Origin of the sequence: Streptomyces sp. NPDC052299 (assembly GCF_040679335.1) — a bacterium.
Taxonomy (GTDB): domain Bacteria; phylum Actinomycetota; class Actinomycetes; order Streptomycetales; family Streptomycetaceae; genus Streptomyces.
In genome coordinates this window covers 74,566-88,972 of sequence record NZ_JBFAUP010000021.1, presented here as the reverse complement: position 1 = coordinate 88,972, position 14,407 = coordinate 74,566, and the positions used below count along the sequence as shown (strand labels likewise).

Genomic DNA, 14,407 nt, shown 5'->3' with positions numbered 1-14,407 from the left:
CTCAGCCCATATGACGAAAACCCCTGCGGGAAGACCGTCCGTTGCAGTGCATGCGCGGGACCCTATCTCGCGCGCTGGAGTCGTCAGTCAGCTGCGCCCCCGCCCGGAGGTCACGCTGGAGGACTGGGAAGAGGGCGCCAACGAGGCACCGGAGGTCGTGTTGTTGGTCGCGGACACGGTCGATGACGAGGTTCTGCGGCTACTACGGCACATCCAGCGGTCCACCACGGCCCGGCCCGTGTTGGTGGTGACGGAGATCGACGAGCAGAAGCTCGCGAATGCCGCCGAGTGCGGGGTCGCCGGGCTCGTACGGCGTTCGTCCGCGACCCCGGAGCACCTCGTGGATGTCATCGGCACGGTGGCTCAGGGCGCCGGTCACCTTCCGCCGGACCTAATCGGCAGCCTTCTGGGAGAGGTCGCCCGCCTGCAGAGCCAGGTACTCAGCCCGAGGGGCCTGCACTTCTCGGGACTCTCAGGCCGTGAAGTCGACGTGCTGCGCCTCGTGGCCGAAGGCCACGACACGGCGGAGATCGCGACCAGACTGGCCTTCTCCGAACGCACCATCAAGAACGTGCTCCATAGCGTGATGACCCGACTCCAGCTTCGTAACCGGTCCCACGCCGTGGCGTACGCGCTGCGCCAGGGACTCATATAGCCGATCTGGGATTCAACGCCTTGATGGCGGCTGGCCGACGCAAGCCACTCGATCTCGGTCGCAGCCCTATCGTGCCTGTAAGTCAGTTGGCCGCGATCAAAGGCAACGTGACGTGGTCAACGAGCTGTCGGCGCATCACGTAGGTGTTCGCATGGTGCTGGAAGTTGTCGTCGTGTTCCATTCAGCGGACGCGATGGCCGGTGCCTGACAGGCCGTCGGCCATCACGAGTCGCCGGTGAGCTGTTGAGCTACGTGGTGGTCAGTCACGTTCACGCTGGCCATGACCGCGTTGAGGAGTTCTCCCTCCAGGAGTCCCGGAATGTGCCCGAGGCCGAGGCCGGCCGCGGCGACGACGGCGGACAAGGACTGGTGCTCCTCGTGACTCATCTCTTGCAGGCACACGGGATGAGCGAGGAGGTCACGCGCGACGTATCCGTCGCCGGACGTCGTTGCCTCGTGGGTGAGGCGGCGCAGTGCTTCGGTCTGCCGTGTATGTGGGGCGAGGTCGAGGGTGGCCAACCCGACGCGGGTGCGGAAGACGACGAGCTCGGGAGCCGCATCGAGTTCGAGATATTGCTTGACCATCCTCTGGACGGGTTCGTCCGGGCATCTTCCGGCGGAGGTGAGACAGAGCACGGCGAGGCAGGCGGCGACCGGGTGTTCCCAGCTCTCCGCAAGGGTCGTCTTGTTCAGGAACCCCAGTGCTTCGAGGGGCTGCCCGCCTAGACAGCGGTTGAGTACTTCCACCTGCCGCCCGTCGAAGAGACGTTGGCCCACGCTGCGGAGCTGCTCGCCGTGAGCGCGTGCACGATCCCATTGGCCTGCTGCGACGAGCGCGCGGGTTCCGTCGCCGAGGAGGACGGCCCAAAGCCACTGGCACACCTGTTGGTGATCGGCTGCCGACATCGTGAGGTGCTGGAAGGACGTGGCGCGGCCGTCGATGACCGCCTCCGTCTGCGATCTCACGGCTCGGTTCAAGGAGTCGAGCAGGTGGTACGCGCCGGGCCCGTCGCCGTCGCGGATGCGTAGCCGGGCCAGGTTGACCAGGGGTTCCAGGGCGTACCGGGCTTCCTGCGCGCCCAGGGGCTGAGCGCGCAGGAAGACCTCGGCGTGACGCCAGCACAGAGCGCCCGCCAGGTCCGGCATACCGCAGTCGCTCGCGATCAACGCCGCCTTGTTCAGAGCGACGGTCGCGGAGGTCACGTTGCCGTCGCGCTCGGCGGCGGCTGCGAGATCGGTGATCTCGCGGACCCGTTCAGCGAGGGACGGGCACGCTGGACGTGGACGGGCAACGAGCGGAAACCGCTTCGCTATCTGGCTGACGTCCATGTCACTGCCATTCGATGACGATGCGGTTCAGCGGGTTGTCGAAGGCGAAGCGGCCGGGCTTCGGCGCGAGCGGGGCCGCGTCGAGCGGCTGGATCTCGAATTCGATGTCGAGCGCCCGGAAGTCCTGGTCCCAGGTGCGGACCTGGTCCGCGACGTCTCCGGCGAGGGCTTCGGCGTCGGGACCGTGGCCGATGACGCCGAACTCGTACAACGTGGCACCGTCGGGGGCCCTCTTCGCGTACGGGCGCCGGGTGAGGTAGGTGAGCGTGCCGCCCTCGAAGACCGCGGTCGAGGAGGGGTATGGCGCGGTGACCAGCCCCTTCTCGATGGCTTCGGACTTGGCGGGCATCCGGCTCAGGCCGTTCGGCATGGCGCAGGTGAGCCACAGCTCCAGGTACTCCGCAGACTCCGGGCCCCGGAAGGTGACGTCCGTCCACACCTCGGCGCGCGGCTGGCGGAAGATGTCGCTCAGGGCGTCCGCGTCGACCTTCTGGTCTCCGTTGGTGACGAGGGTGACGGTGTTGTCGGGGTCCAGGGGAACGAAGACGCGTGGGTCGTCGGCGATGCCCCGGCGCAGCGGCATGAACGTGTTCATCTGGCTGCCGACGCTGCGCCAGGCTCCGTCCCTATTCTCGAACGCGATCGAGCGGGAAACGCTGCCGCGCAGGCGCAGCGGCGTGAGGAGCCGCCCGCCGGGGGCGAGCTGGTCGAGCCAGGCGTGCGGGACGCCGTGGGCGCCGACGGTGGCTTCGATCCGGTCGTACGGCGCGTTGGGGGCGTGACCCACAGCTCCGTCTCCGAGGATCACCTCCACGTTGTGGATGTCGGCAGCGGCCAGTCCGCTTCGTGCTCCGTCCACGATGTCCTCGTCCACGTCGATTGTGGTGACGTGGCCCGTCTCGCCGACGAGGTAACCGAGGAGTCCGGCGTTGAAGCCGGTGCCGGCGCCCAGCTCCAGGATCTTCTGGCCGGGCTGGACGTCGAGTTGTTCCAGCATCATGCCGACGATGTCGGGCTGGGAGGCGCAGCTGATCGAGCGCCCGGATCCGTCGAACTTCGTGTCCACGGGGGCGTTGCCGTACGCCTTCACCAGCGGGGCGTTCGGGACGAAGAGGTGGCGGGGAACGGTCCGCATGGCCTCCTCCACGCGGGGCGTGCGCACGCACCCCGTTTCGACCAGATGGTCGATCAACTGGGTGCGCAGACGGTCGGCGGACGGGGCTTCGATGGTGTCACTATTCACCCCGTTCACCGTAGTGCTCGCCGGACCCTCACCGCGGGTGGACGCGGCGTTGTCGCTCGTTCCCATGACTACCTCTTTCGCGAGCGTTGACAAGATGTGCTGGTCCTCCGCAGAAAGGCCCAGGCGGTTCCAGTGGAAGATGCCGTGGTGGGCGATCACGGCCCGCAGCCCTCGCTCCAGGCGGCCCTGGCGGTTGAGGTCAGCGAGCTGCTGGCCGAACCACTCGAACGTGGCTATCCACTCGGCCAGCGGCGCGAGCCGGCCGTGGGCGACGCTGCGGCTGGTGCTGACGTCGACGGTCATCAACCGATGGACAGCGGCCCGGTGCCGTTGCGGAGGGCGGACCTCGTCGCCGGGGCGTTCGGCCGCGATCCTCGCCCAGACGTCGCCCTGCTCGTACCAGTCGAGTCCGGCCGCTCGCATCGCGACGCTGAGCAGAAGGACCGCCAGCTCGCGGCGGCCGAGATGGGGACCGCTGGCTTCCAGCTGGCGGACTGCCTCCTCCAGCAGGTGACGGCTGTCGTAGTGGAACAGGGCGTGGGCGACCTTCATGCCCGCCGGACCGCCGAAGGCCGTCTCTTCCGGTTCGTAGATGCCCGGCGTCCAGGAGGCGAGGACGCCGGCGTCGACCAGCTCGTCCAGGGCAGCGTCCAGGGCCTTCGCGGAGTCCGGGCCCAGGGGGCGGTACCGCAACCGCCACCAGGGGTGCTTCCGCAGGAAGGACCACTGGGCCAGTTCGGTCTCCTGCGCGATCAGCACCGGGAGCAGATGCTCCACGGCGGTGGCCTCCGCGCCGCTCCAGTCAGTGAACCGGATGAGGCGTTGCGGCCATTCGTCCGCGACCATGTTCCCTCTCTTCACAGGCTAGTTGGTCAGGAAGCAGGTGTCCCACCCGGACGCGGACGGCGTTCCGGAGTGGAAGGCGTTCAGGGCGAGGGCGGTGCCTGCGGCACCTTCGAGGAGTCCTATGTCGCCGCCGGGAGGGTTGATCAGGGAGTCCGCCAGGGTGGTGGGCGCGGTGTCGGTGATCGGGGCCAGGAGCCGGGGCAGGCATTCGGTGAGGCCGGGGGTGAGGGCGTCGGCGGCAGCGAGTTGCGTGATGTGCGCCAGGCCCGCGAAGCCGTGGCACAGGGACACGTCCACGGTCGCGCCGAGTTGGCCGGGGTCGGTCATGGCACGCAGTAGGGCGAATTCGGCGGCGTGTTGGCGCTCCGGGTCCTTGAGGGCCAGGGCGGCGAGCTGTTGGGCGCGGGCGAATCCGGCGGTGCCGTAGCACCAGGACGGCCGGGAGGGTCCAGGGCCGGTCGTGCCGGAGCGTAGCTGCTCGCGGGTGATCCAGTACGGCCACCACGGTCCGGCGGGGCCGTCCTGCTGCCAGTGGTCGAGCCAGGTCAGGATGCGGGTGATCGCGTCGAGCTGGCCTTCGACGGTGACGCCGCGGCGGGCCGCGAGGGAGAGCACGGCGAGGGGGCCGCCGATGCCGTGGGCAACGCCGTTGTTGGCGTGCCCTTCCGGATACTCCGGGGAGATCGTGCCCGAGGGGGCAAGGTGGCTCCACCAGCCCGGCAGGAGTTCCCCGCCGTACTTGACCGGCTCGGTCAGTCGGACCAGGTAGGTCAGGATCTCGCGGAGCAGGTCGGTGTGCACGTCCCGGTGCAGCAGGAGCCCACCCATCCCGCTCAGGCCGCGGATCGCATCGAACTCGGCCATGGCGGGGATCTCGCCACGGTCCATGCGCGCATGGGCGCACGCGAGCCGGTCCTGGATCGCCTTCGTGACGTACAGGTCGAGGGTGTCCAGGGCGCGGGCGTAGCGCCCGGGGCGGTCGGCGGCGGCGTGCAGGGCGAAGGCGAGCGCGGGCGCCCCGTAGTAGAGGTGGCTGTCCGGGCCGCCGACTGCGGGTTCGGCTGCGGCGCACGCGAGCCAGTCGTGGGCGCGCTGCCACGGCCCCTGTTCGGTACGGGCCCGCTCGATGTGCAGGAGCGCGACACCGACCGCGCCGTGCGCAAGCGACTGCGGCCACCACCCTTGGCGGTGAGGCAACCCTCGTACGTCCTCCGGCGAGGCGAGCCGCTCGGCGATCGTGTCGGCGGCGGTCCGCGCGCTGTCACGCAGGTTCATGGTCGTTCCCTCGGTGAGTCCAGGCCATAGCGGCGGCATGCGCCAGCCGTATGCACGTCCGCTCGTCGTTCTTGTCGATGCCGACGGCGCGGATGTGGTGGGCGTGCAGCAGCGAGTCAAGAACGAGGTCCGGGTCGATGCCGCCGCCGGCCTCGACCAGCTTCTGCCGGTAGCGGGCGACGACCGCGTCACGCTCGCTCCAGGCCCTGGCGATGGCCGCCCCGCCGGGGGCCGCACTCAGCGCCGCCCAGTCGTCGGTCGGATCGGCCAGGCGTACCGCCTGACCGCGCACGGACCGGTCCAGGGGGCGCGGGTCGGTGATCCGGCCGTGAGTGATGAGCCAGTCCATGCCAGCCGTGGTACTGCCGGTGAAGGCGGCGGCGAGCGAGATGAAGTTCGCCGCGGCGAGGACCTGCCGGTGCGGGCGGGGGCTCTGGGCGAACTGGACAGCCAGGGCTCGGGAGTCGGCGGCGAACACCTCCTCGGCCAACCTCATCAGCCGCCCGGTACCCCACCGGCCGGTCTCCGGGTAGGAGGTCGCGAACTGCATGTCGGTGAGGAGCCCGGCACGGCGCAACCCGTTCGCCCAGGCACTCACCCGCTGCGCGGTGAGGGCGAAGTCCTGCTCGCTGGGGACCTCGATGCGCAGGCGCAGGTGCCAGCGGGGATCGCGGTAGCGCATATACCACCAGGTCGGCGGCACGTCCCACTGGCCAAGCAGCGCGGGAAGGTGGTCGGCCAGGATCTCGGGCTGTCGTTCGACGTGCCCGTACAGCTTGACCAGCAGCCAGGAGGCGGTGCCCGGAAGGTGACCGTGCTCGCGCGTGACGAGCTGGTCGGCGGTCACGGGCGGGACGGTCGGCCACTGAGGCGGGCGGACGGCCGTCATCGGGGCGATGATCTCGTGGGCCCGTCCGTCGAACCAGTCCCCGTCGGATCCCGCTTCCGTCAGGACGGCCGACTCGTGGGTGTCCAGGTGGGCGCGCAGCAGGGCGAGGTGCGCGCGTTCGGAGAGATCCAGCGGCAGGAGCTGGTCGCCCTCGGCCAGCGCGACGTCGTCCGGAACTCGGCGGCGCGTGCGCCACTCATCGGCCGCCTTGTGCCACTCATCCCAAGGGGCGTGGCGGTCGGGCAGTTCCGACCGGTCCAGTTGCCACCGCGCCGGAGAGAGGATCGCGCGCCCGTAGCGCACCCGCGGCAGATACGGCAGGGCGCTGGCGGACGCCCAGGGGAAGACGGTCAGGACCGCCGTCTGGGAGCGGCTGATCTCGGTGAGGAACCGCGCGAGCGGCGGCGTGTGGCCACGCAGGTCCAGCGCGTGCAGGGTCATGGGGTCCAGCAGGCACGCGCGGGAGAGGGAGACAAGGTAGAGCCTGCGGCGGTCGCAGCCCACGGCGAGGTCGTCGAGCGTGATGGTGCGCGCATCGGCCTCACGGTGCTCCGCCAGGCTGATGACGGCCGGCAGGAGTTCGGCGACGCGGGTGACGTTGGTGTCACCCCGGTCGAGCGGAGCGAAGGAGACCTGCGTTGGCACCGCGCCGGTGGCATTGACCGGCAGCTTCTCCAGCATGGTGGACGCGCGGGCCTGGTCTTCTGGTGCGAGCAGGGCCAGGCTTCGGCCGATCGTGGTGCCGATCCCGCGGGAAGGGGCGAAGCCGTGGAGAGCGAAGTCGCCTTTCTCCAGGGCCTTCTGTGACGCGGCGCGGATCTGGAAGCGCAGCTCCGTGTGGGCCGGTACCTGCATCGTGTCCGCGTCACCGACGGTCAGCGTGCGGATCAGATCCTCGTCCAGGCTGATCTCGTCGCGACCGTCGAGGACGGACGCCTGGGCGAGGGCGAGCAACCGCTGTTCACGGGAGGTCAGGGCCTCACGCTGTTCCGGCTCCGCGTCGCGGTATCCGGTCGGGTAGCCGAGGCCGACGTCCGGGTCCACCAGATCTCGGACCGGGACCAGCGAGTTGATGCCGTACCGCTCGAAGAACCGGTTGTGGAAGTCCTTCCACGCTGGGGTGCCGAAGGGGTAGGCGCTCAGCCGGGCCAGCGCCGTGGCGGCCTCCTCCGCCTCGCGGGCGACCTGCGGGGGCAGAGTGAGGGAGCAGTCCATACGCAGGTCCAGCGTGAGCGGCTGAGCCTTGATGCTGCTCAAGGTGGTCATCTTCTGGCGTAAGGCGGTACGCAGACGCCGACCATCCTCCGGGGCAACCAGGTTGTGCTGGGCAATGGCGTCGCGGACCGCCCGCAGATCGGCCACGAGGTCGGCCGTCGCCGGCACGTCGGCGGCCTCGGCCTGCCCAACCAGGTGGTCGAGGGCATCGACGGTGGCGGAGGGCGCATGCAGGCTACTGATGAGCACACCGCGCTCGACCAGGCTGCTGATCAGCCCCTCCACTCGGTGACCGGGAGCGTCGGGGAACTCTGTCTTCACCAGTTCCACGACCGCATGGACGGGGGCAGGCGACGCAGCGGCGCCGACGGCTATACGTACGGCGTCGGTATACCGGAGGGACACTTCGGCCGCCGGGCTCTCCTCGGTGCGTCGTGAGCGGGGCGGATAGGGCACGATCAGCCGATCGCCCCGTACGAAGATGGTGTTGTTGGCCATCACACGCAGGTGCCGCAGGAGGTCAGGGCTTGCTTCCAGGCGAGCGATCACGTCCGCCACCCAGTCGCCGTCTGCGCGCACGACGGACCGGTGCCACTCGCCCCAGGTCCATCCTGGCCGCGCGCCGAACGAAGCGGGCGCGACGCCGGCGAACAGACCGTTCGGGGTCGCTCGCCCCGTCATCCGCAGCACGTACCGCATGACCGACACCACTGCACGACGGAGCTGACGGGTCTCGGGACTGGCCGTCGAACACAGGGCCTCGACCTGCCGCGCGAGTAGGGGACTGGCCTGCCCGATGGTGTCGGCGACCACGGTGTCCGACCAGACATCGCGTAACCACGCCTGCCACTGGCGCTCTCGGACCGGGCTGTCATCAGCGAGATCCGGCCACGCGGGCAACGGCAGCCTCGTAAAGCGGGCAGCGCGCACCAGCGCCATGTCCGCGCACCGGTAGAGCGGCCTGATCGTCCTGGAATCCATGCGCCCTTCCCGGCGGTGGGTGTTGGGGTGCCAGCCCGCGCGGCGGGAGGCCACGCGGGCTGACACATCGGTGTCCTGTCGGTCAGGCCACGTTGGTGGCGCACGGGCTGGAGCAGGTGCTGCCGCAGCCGTCGTCAGTGAGGTTGATCAGCGTGGCCTGTCCGTCGCCGGACTCCAGGACGCTGATGTCGAGGTCGAACTGCTCGCTCTCCATGTGTTGCTTCCTCCCTGGTCGAACGCGGCCTCGGTCGAGCCGCGGGGTGCATGCCGCAGGGGCGGCGCCGGCACGACATGGGCGTCGTGCCGGTGGACTGGTGCGCGGTCAGGAACCGCTGGAGACGCAGGCGCTGCTACCGCAGGTCGCGGCGCAGCCGCCGGCGGAGGCGGCGCTCGCCGTCACGGTGCCCCCCGACACGACGACGCTGATGTCGAGGTCGAACGGGTCTTGCGCGGCGAAGGCGGGAACCGTCTTCGCGCTCTGGTCGCTCGCTCTGGGAGCCATGTGGACCCTCCTGATTCGATACGTAGATCTGCGGGATTCGATGTGTTGCAGTACGGCCGGTTCCGCCCGCCGGACGGTAGCCGTGCGGCTGCCCCGGTCGAGCTGTTCTCGGCAACCTCTCGCGTGACGCAACTCGGTACCTGCGAGAGGAGTTGGCGACGGACACTGCACTTGAGAGGCGCAGTATCCGAGGTGTGCCTCAGGCGTCGGTCGTGGCGGTAGTCGCCGGGGTCTGGCCTTCCCGAGCGACACGGTCGAAGGCTGCAGCGCGATGACGACGGCGGGGATGCGCGCCGTGGGCAGCAGGTCCTGCCGAGCCGGGCTGCTATGAAGCCAGTGACAATCGAGCTCGCTCGTAAAAGTCCCGGGCGCAGGGCTGCGAGTAGGAGATGAGACGCTGGGCGAAGTCGCGCAGCGGCCCCCTCGTTCGGTGCGAGCTGATCGTCTCGGTCAGGTCGAGTGCTGCGCTCGCCGTTGCGCACGCCTGATCAACCTTCCCCTGTTCGAGCTGGGCGTCGGCCTGCCTGGATAGGTACAGGGCGTGGGTGCGCACCGTGGTGGTGCTGAATTGGGCATTGGCCTGGACGAAGACGGCTTCGGCTCGGTCGTGCTGGCCCAGGTCGCGGTGGCTGGAGGCACGGGCGCCCATGATCTCGGCTTGGTCGAACCAGTACACCCATGCGGGGTCTTCGTGACCGGCGGCACGATCGAGGAGTTCTTCGGCGCGGTCGAAGTCGGCCCAGCAGCGGGGGTCACCAAGGTGAGCGCGGGCACGGCCGCGGCGCGTGGTCAGTTGGGCTTCGACTCGCGGGGTCGTGCGTCCCCGGACCGAGGCCAGGGCCGTGTTCGCCATCGCCACGGCATCGTGGAGGCGGCCGGTGTTGTAGGCGCTCATGGACCAGAAGGAGAGGACATTGGCGCCGAGGGCGGAATCCCCGGCGACCTGCGAGGTTCGCAAGGCGGTGTCGTAGGTTCCGTCGGCGCACTCGCCCCGGAGGTCGAACAGCGCGGCGGCGCGCTGGCGGGCGAGGTCGGAAGCGGCGGCGTACAGGCGAGAGCGGTGCTGGTCGGAGTAGGTGCGGGTACGGATCAGCCGTTCAACGAGAAGCAGGCCGCTGGAAGCGTCGGCGAGAACGGTGCCGCCGCCGTCTGCGTCATCGGCCTGGCGGAGTCTCCGGGCCATGGCCTCGACCTTCGCTACGGCCCCCTCCCCGATGCGCTGGCCGGTGGTGAGTTGGCCGGCGGCGGCGGGGTCCGCGGTCAGCCAGGCCAGAAGGGAGGCGGTGAGAGTTGAGCCGGTGATCAGGACCAGTTCCCTGCGTGTGACGTCCATTGCGGCACCCTTTGCTAGGTCGGCCAGAGCCTCGGTGGCGCCAAGTACCGTCCACGGGCGTGGTGTTGGCCTCTGGGCGGGGTCCTCGGACAGCCATTCCGGCCATGGTCGCTCATCCACGAGGTTCGGCGGAATACCGAGCAGATCGGCGATGAGTAGCTGAGTGGGGCCATCGGGGATGCGATCGTGCTCCCAGTACCAGACGCCGTCGCGCCGCGTATAGATCGGGTGGCCCCGCTCGACCCCAAGGGCGCGCAACTGCCGGGCCATCTCGCCCTGGCTCCAGCCCCGGACCCGCCGAGCTTGAGCCAGGAGGTATCCCCGAGGCTTGCCGACGTCGGCGGACGGTAATCCGGACCCCATCCTTGACTCCCCTGTGCGCACGTCTGAATACCACTGGTGATCGAACTTTAGTCGCGCCGGGGTCAGTTCGGCGCGTGTTCGTCGTTGCTCGTTGTTGCTCTCAGGCGCAACTTCCAGCAACGCCACAGGACCTGTTGGAGCGGCCATCGCATCGGCCAGCGTGGGCACCTGCCGCAACCGAGCACACGCCGCCGGAGGGGCAGGCCCGCGCCCTCTTGAACGCCCACACAGCCCTCAGCGGGGTGCCGGGCACGGGCTGGGACCTTCACGAGTACCGGCACTCCGGCCTCACCCACCTCGGCGAGCAGGGCGCCAGCCTGCCGATGCTGATAGCGAAGTCGCGGCACAAGAAGCCGGAGAACGTACGGAAGTACTTCCCCCCTCGGCGGAGGCGATCGCCGAGGTCACCAGCCTGCTCGCGCCCGGAGACAGCAGGCGCTGATCAGCGATGGTGCCGCAGGACCACGGCGGTGGCGTCGTCCCGGTACCCCTTCTTGTCGGCCCGTGCGGCGGCGGTGAGGGCGTCGGCCAGGGCTTGAGGGTCGTCGGGGTGGTCGTGGACCAGGCCGTCGAGTTCGTCCTCGTCGAGGCTGTCGTGCACGCCGTCGGAGGTGAGGATCACCAGCGGGTCGGGGATGGACGCCTGGCAGACGCTGGCCACGACCGCGCTGCCCAGGCTCGTCAGCACCCAGTTGTCGTGCAGCCGTGCCTGCTCCAGGTCGATCCGCTTGCCGCCGTTGTAACGCAGGTGTTCGCCCATGGAGTGGTCGGTGGTGTACTGCCGCAGCCGCTGACCGTCGAAGCCCCAGGCTCGGCAGTCGCCGATCCACGCGAGGCGCGTGTCCTCGCCCGGTTCGGCCAGGACGAGGACGGCGACCGCGTCCGGCTCGACGTCCGTGGCGCCCGGGTCGCCGTACAGCTCCGCCGCGGCGAGGAGACCGGCCATCCGGCCCCTGCGGGCCCCGATCCGGGCGGCGACCTGGGCCGCGAGCCGGGAGAGTTCAGCCACCTCGGTGGAGTTCCCGATGCCGTCCACCACCGCCGCGGCCGTCAGCTCCGCCACCGGATACGCGTGGATGGCCCATCCGTCGGCGTTGTGGTCCCGGGTTCCCCGCCGGGTGGCCGCCGCGGCGGTGACCCCCCGTGCGCACTGAGTCGTCGTCATGCCGAAGGAGTCTGTCGCCCCGGCCCTGAAGCGGGCAAACGCCAAGCGTTACTCCGGCGTTAACGGCCTGGTCAGGCTGCTTCGTCGTCGGCTGCGCCCTCGTCCCGCAGGGGCCACGTCCGCCGGGCAGGTCGGGGAGCTGGAAGGAGTACCGGCCGAGCACGTTGACGTTTCTTCCCCGAGCCCGTAGACCGACACGATCGCGGGATACCACACCGGCGTCGGCAATCTCGTCTCCGGCCCCACCGCCTCACGTTCCCCTCGGTGCAGTGGCGGCCGGGCGGACCGCATTCCTCATCACCCACCGGCTGGGCTCGACTCGCAGTGCTGACCGCATCGTCGTACTCGACCACGGCCGGCTCATCGAGGAAGGCACCCACGAGTCCCTCCTCGACGAGGATGGGGAGTACGCGACCATGTGGCGGACCCAAGCCCAGTCCTACGGGTGGCCCGTGACGAGGTAGCTGACTCTGACTTGGCGAACAGCCCCGGACAGATCGCCGCCCCGACCGTTCACAGGAACACCGCCCCCGGCGCCCTCGCCTGCCCCCCTGTCAGCGCAGGCGACAGGTCCGCCAACGCTGGCCAGTGCGGCTGAGATACCCGAGGTCCTCCAGCCGCCCGAGCTGGTAGGCGACCGAGCTCGCACTGGAAAGGCCCACCCTGGCACCGATCTGCCGGATCGAGGGCCCCTCACCGTACTCGGCGATCCACTCCCGAACGACCCGCAGTACCATCTCCTGCCTCGGCGACAACCCGGCCCCGACCGGGCAGCTCACGCCGACCCCTCCTCCCGTTGTCGGGCAACGACACGGGCGCGACGGCGCAACTCCACCCTGGCTGACGGCCCCCGGCCGTAGGGAGTCGCCCAGAACGGATGCTCCTGAAGCCGAACCGACAATCGCAGCAGCCGCCGGCGCAGCACGGTGGCACGGCGGGGGTGAGGTACGGCTAGCGCCCGGTAGGCAGCGTTCCATGCCTGCTGAGCACGGACGAGGTCATCAGGGAAGCCGAAGGGATCCATACACCAATTAGAGCACCAGTTCGAATGCCAGGCTTCACCGGCCCGCCCGTGGGATCGGTTCGACTGCCCCGTGGATGGACTCGCCCGGCTGACGATCGTCACTTTCTGCCCCGGCGTCGTCGCCAAGTACTTGGCTGAGCAGGGCGTCGAGGCCGACGAGATCGTGCGCCTGGACGGCGCGGTCGAAACGTGGCTCAAGCTCGGTGTCGCGGAGGTCATCGCCGACGTCGTCGAGACCGGCACCGCGCTTCGGCACCTCGGCCCTGAGGTGATCGGCGAGCCGACGCTGCGAATCGCGTTGTTCGTCGTTTCACCCTTCACCACGCTGGGACGGCTGGCGGACATCGGCGGGTCTGCTGTAGGCGTGAGCTACTTGGAGGAGCCACTCCGTGTCGGCGCGCAGGTCTTTGCGTGCGGATGTCTTCTTCGGTGGAGGGGCCACGTCGTGGGCGAGGTGGCCGACGGCCAGGTTTGCGAGTGCCGCCTTCACTACGGCTGCTTCGATCGCGGCGGCGGCGCGATCGGTGCCCGATGTGAATACCCGGCCGGCAGCATCCTGAGTACTGCGGGATCGGTACGGCCGTAGGGCGAGGATGCCGTCGCTGATTTCGATGACGCGTCGCTGCAGGTGATAGGAAGTGTCGGAATCGGGTGCGCTGCCCGCGATCGGCCTGGCGGGCGAGAGAACGATATGCGGCATAGCCTCCGCAAGGTCCCGCCACAGAGGGGTGAGAGCTTCGAAAGAAGCCTTTTCCCAGCGGCGCTGGCGCATGTGCCGGATCGGATAGACCACGGCGGGCAGGGTCAGACCGACGCAGATCAGCGCGACGGCAAGCGCTGGAGACGTCACACCGACTGCGCAGCGCACGGCGCTCAGCGAGGTGCACCTGTCCCCCTGGCTGACGGGCGCCGGGCCCAGCCCCAGGTCTAGGAATCTGCAGGTTATGTAGGCGAGGTGGATCAGCGCGACGCCTGTGCCCGCCGCCGCGGTACGCAGGCCGATACGCACGGCGGTCCGTCGCGTACTCGCCACCTGGCGCAGCGCCTGGACGACGAAATTCACGTCCGTGGCGCCGATGACGCAGATGTACACGAGCATGTAGACGTCGTACGCGCCTGCCGAGTGACGGATGGCCTGCTCGTATGCGAACAGGGCAACGACGCCAGCGAGGGCAGCGAGGGCAGCGATCATCCATTTCAGTCGTGCCCTGATGAGCCGCTTAGCTTCTGCAGGGCCCAGATTGAGCTGGAGCGAAACGGCCAGGATCGCTGCGGTCGCTCCCAGCGATGCACAGTCGCCGAGAATTCGACTTCCGTGGGGAACGGCCGCATCAAGGGCACCCTCGACCAGTGGCGCGTACGAGGCAAGGAAAAGGGCGAAGGCGCCCAGGAGCGCACTCATGGCCCACGTGCCGGGAGGCCGGGGCCTCCTCCTGCCGAGGACCCAGAAAACTCCCGCCCCTGCGAGCAGGGTGGCCAGGCCGAGAAAAAAGATGCTCACGGGTCGACTTGACGCCTTCTAGAGGACTGGGCCCGGAGCCCCGGTGCTTCAGGCCCAGCCTTGGATGGGTAGGGGATTTGCCTTGT

13 protein-coding genes and 2 pseudogenes are annotated in these 14,407 nt (G+C 69.4%); 4 read left to right on the top strand and 11 right to left on the bottom strand.

Going from position 1 to position 14,407, the window contains the following annotated elements; translation table 11 throughout:
- Positions 1-10 precede the first annotated feature (10 nt).
- Positions 11-655 carry a response regulator transcription factor gene (locus tag AB0L33_RS29280; protein WP_365686217.1) on the top strand — a complete coding sequence of 215 codons (645 nt, stop codon included), beginning with the start codon at positions 11-13 and terminating at the stop codon, positions 653-655.
- 222 nt (positions 656-877) lie between these two features.
- Here AB0L33_RS29280 and AB0L33_RS29275 read toward each other — a convergent pair whose 3' ends face one another.
- The 7 genes from AB0L33_RS29275 to AB0L33_RS29245 form a co-directional block, all read right to left on the bottom strand.
- Positions 878-1,984 carry a hypothetical protein gene (locus AB0L33_RS29275; RefSeq protein ID WP_365686216.1) on the bottom strand — a complete coding sequence of 369 codons (1,107 nt, stop codon included), beginning with the start codon at positions 1,982-1,984 and terminating at the stop codon, positions 878-880.
- A gap of 1 nt (position 1,985) precedes the next feature.
- Positions 1,986-4,073 (bottom strand): methyltransferase, FxLD system, encoded by a 2,088-nt coding sequence (gene fxlM, locus AB0L33_RS29270; RefSeq protein WP_365686215.1) that lies wholly within the window; start codon positions 4,071-4,073, stop codon positions 1,986-1,988.
- 18 nt (positions 4,074-4,091) lie between these two features.
- Positions 4,092-5,348 (bottom strand): lanthionine synthetase C family protein, encoded by a 1,257-nt coding sequence (locus AB0L33_RS29265; protein ID WP_365686214.1) that lies wholly within the window; start codon positions 5,346-5,348, stop codon positions 4,092-4,094.
- The gene (locus AB0L33_RS29260) at positions 5,335-8,433 is read right to left on the bottom strand and encodes a lantibiotic dehydratase (protein WP_365686213.1); all 3,099 of its coding nucleotides are present in this window, start codon (positions 8,431-8,433) and stop codon (positions 5,335-5,337) included. The genes AB0L33_RS29265 and AB0L33_RS29260 overlap by 14 nt, the downstream gene beginning before the upstream one ends.
- 82 nt (positions 8,434-8,515) lie before the next feature.
- On the bottom strand, positions 8,516-8,647 hold the full coding sequence (locus AB0L33_RS29255) for an FxLD family lanthipeptide (RefSeq protein WP_365686211.1): 132 nt from the start codon (positions 8,645-8,647) through the stop codon (positions 8,516-8,518).
- 108 nt (positions 8,648-8,755) lie between these two features.
- Positions 8,756-8,935 carry an FxLD family lanthipeptide gene (gene fxlA, locus AB0L33_RS29250; protein ID WP_365686209.1) on the bottom strand — a complete coding sequence of 60 codons (180 nt, stop codon included), beginning with the start codon at positions 8,933-8,935 and terminating at the stop codon, positions 8,756-8,758.
- Positions 8,936-9,260: 325 nt separating this feature from the next.
- Positions 9,261-10,538: a transcriptional regulator gene (locus AB0L33_RS29245; protein WP_365686207.1), complete on the bottom strand. Its 1,278-nt coding sequence runs from the start codon at positions 10,536-10,538 to the stop codon at positions 9,261-9,263.
- Positions 10,539-10,828: 290 nt separating this feature from the next.
- Between AB0L33_RS29245 and AB0L33_RS29240 the strand changes: the two are divergent.
- Positions 10,829-11,073 (top strand): annotated as a pseudogene (locus AB0L33_RS29240) (hypothetical protein); the annotation flags it as partial.
- Here the strand turns inward: AB0L33_RS29240 and AB0L33_RS29235 are convergent.
- Complete coding sequence (locus AB0L33_RS29235; protein WP_365686206.1) at positions 11,074-11,796, bottom strand: hypothetical protein; 723 nt, start codon at positions 11,794-11,796, stop codon at positions 11,074-11,076.
- A 269-nt stretch (positions 11,797-12,065) separates the two neighbouring features.
- On the opposite strand from AB0L33_RS29235, the gene AB0L33_RS29230 reads away from it, so the two are divergent.
- Positions 12,066-12,260 carry a hypothetical protein gene (locus tag AB0L33_RS29230; RefSeq protein WP_365686204.1) on the top strand — a complete coding sequence of 65 codons (195 nt, stop codon included), beginning with the start codon at positions 12,066-12,068 and terminating at the stop codon, positions 12,258-12,260.
- Between the two features lie 90 nt (positions 12,261-12,350).
- On the opposite strand, the gene AB0L33_RS29225 is transcribed toward AB0L33_RS29230, so the two are convergent.
- Both AB0L33_RS29225 and AB0L33_RS29220 read right to left on the bottom strand, forming a co-directional pair.
- Positions 12,351-12,575 carry a hypothetical protein gene (locus AB0L33_RS29225; RefSeq protein WP_365686202.1) on the bottom strand — a complete coding sequence of 75 codons (225 nt, stop codon included), beginning with the start codon at positions 12,573-12,575 and terminating at the stop codon, positions 12,351-12,353.
- The gene (locus AB0L33_RS29220; protein WP_365686201.1) at positions 12,572-12,820 is read right to left on the bottom strand and encodes a hypothetical protein; all 249 of its coding nucleotides are present in this window, start codon (positions 12,818-12,820) and stop codon (positions 12,572-12,574) included. Before AB0L33_RS29220 ends, AB0L33_RS29225 begins: the two co-directional genes overlap by 4 nt.
- A gap of 112 nt (positions 12,821-12,932) precedes the next feature.
- Here AB0L33_RS29220 and AB0L33_RS29215 point away from each other — a divergent pair.
- Positions 12,933-13,112: pseudogene (locus AB0L33_RS29215) on the top strand (ATP phosphoribosyltransferase); the annotation flags it as partial.
- A gap of 18 nt (positions 13,113-13,130) precedes the next feature.
- Here the strand turns inward: AB0L33_RS29215 and AB0L33_RS29210 are convergent.
- Positions 13,131-14,321 carry an MAB_1171c family putative transporter gene (locus tag AB0L33_RS29210; protein WP_365686199.1) on the bottom strand — a complete coding sequence of 397 codons (1,191 nt, stop codon included), beginning with the start codon at positions 14,319-14,321 and terminating at the stop codon, positions 13,131-13,133.
- Positions 14,322-14,407: the final 86 nt, after the last annotated feature.

Coding starts and splice junctions, on each gene's coding strand:
- AB0L33_RS29235 (WP_365686206.1), bottom strand. CDS start 11,796: ATGACGACGACTCAGTGCGCACGGGGGGTCACCGCCGCGGCGGCCACC.
- AB0L33_RS29255 (WP_365686211.1), bottom strand. CDS start 8,647: ATGGAGAGCGAGCAGTTCGACCTCGACATCAGCGTCCTGGAGTCCGGC.
- AB0L33_RS29260 (WP_365686213.1), bottom strand. CDS start 8,433: ATGGATTCCAGGACGATCAGGCCGCTCTACCGGTGCGCGGACATGGCG.
- fxlA (WP_365686209.1), bottom strand. CDS start 8,935: ATGGCTCCCAGAGCGAGCGACCAGAGCGCGAAGACGGTTCCCGCCTTC.
- AB0L33_RS29265 (WP_365686214.1), bottom strand. CDS start 5,348: ATGAACCTGCGTGACAGCGCGCGGACCGCCGCCGACACGATCGCCGAG.
- AB0L33_RS29275 (WP_365686216.1), bottom strand. CDS start 1,984: ATGGACGTCAGCCAGATAGCGAAGCGGTTTCCGCTCGTTGCCCGTCCA.
- AB0L33_RS29280 (WP_365686217.1), top strand. CDS start 11: ATGACGAAAACCCCTGCGGGAAGACCGTCCGTTGCAGTGCATGCGCGG.
- fxlM (WP_365686215.1), bottom strand. CDS start 4,073: ATGGTCGCGGACGAATGGCCGCAACGCCTCATCCGGTTCACTGACTGG.
- AB0L33_RS29245 (WP_365686207.1), bottom strand. CDS start 10,538: ATGGCCCGGCAGTTGCGCGCCCTTGGGGTCGAGCGGGGCCACCCGATC.
- AB0L33_RS29220 (WP_365686201.1), bottom strand. CDS start 12,820: ATGGATCCCTTCGGCTTCCCTGATGACCTCGTCCGTGCTCAGCAGGCA.